Origin of the sequence: Novosphingobium sp. CCH12-A3 (genome assembly GCF_001556015.1) — a bacterium.
In the GTDB taxonomy this organism is placed as follows: domain Bacteria; phylum Pseudomonadota; class Alphaproteobacteria; order Sphingomonadales; family Sphingomonadaceae; genus Novosphingobium; species Novosphingobium subterraneum.
Genome location: NZ_LSIA01000149.1, coordinates 1 through 907 on the forward strand (window position 1 = coordinate 1; position 907 = coordinate 907).

General features: G+C 62.4%; 1 pseudogene and 1 other annotated feature. The pseudogene reads left to right on the forward strand.

The annotated features are described in order from the left end of the window. Positions 1 to 108 precede the first annotated feature (108 nt). Positions 109 to 907 (forward strand): annotated as a pseudogene (locus tag AX703_RS26600) (IS3 family transposase); the annotation flags it as partial. Next, positions 390 to 504, forward strand: a sequence feature (AL1L pseudoknot). Its footprint overlaps the pseudogene before it by 115 nt.

Consider the following 907-nt stretch of genomic DNA (forward strand, 5'->3'; position numbering starts at 1 on the left):
TGCAGCGACTATTTCCTGTTGCAGGACGGGGCCGCGCCCACGCTGGACGATGCTCTGAAGCGCCCCGGGTTTCCAGGAGGCTCCAACTTGTGAGAAGGAGCATCCGTTATGAGCAAGACAACCAACAAATTTTCACCTGAAGTCCGCGAGCGGGCGGTTCGTATGGTGGTGGAGCAGCGGGCCGAGTACGGCTCGGAATGGGAAGTGATGAAGTCGATCGCGGCGAAGATCGGCTGCTCGCTGGAGACGCTGCGCCGGTGGTGCCGCGAGGAGGCGAGCCGACGAGCGGGGCCAGCGGCGCTGGCGGCGGATGACCGGGAACGCCTGAGATTGCTGGAGCGCGAAGTGAAGGAACTACGCCGGGCCAACGAGATTTTGCGCAAGGCATCTGCGTATTTTGCGATGGCGGAGCTCGACCGCCCCGGGAGATGATGATGGCGTTCATCGACGTCCATCGCGAGGATTTGGGTATCGAGCCGATCTGCCGGGAACTGGCAATCGCCCCATCCTCCTACCATGAACACGCCGCGCGTAGTGCCGATCCCGGCAGGCGTCCAGCACGTGCGCAGCGTGATGACGAGATCAGGGAGCAGATCAAGCGGGTCCATGAGGCCAGCTTCGGTCTCTATGGCGCACGCAAGGTCTGGCACCAGATGCGGCGTGAAGGCATCATGGTGGCGAAATGCACGGTGGAACGATTAATGCGCGCCATGGGGCTGGCAGGCGTCCGTCGTGGGAAGAAGACGATCACCACCATCAGCAACCCGAAGGCGCCGTGTCCGCTGGACAAGGTCAATCGGGCATTTCGCGTCAGCCGGCCAAACGCCCTGTGGGTCGTCGATTTCACCTACGGTGCGCCTCGTCCCGGATGGTCCGGGGTGCATATGACTGGAATGCAAAGGAGAAA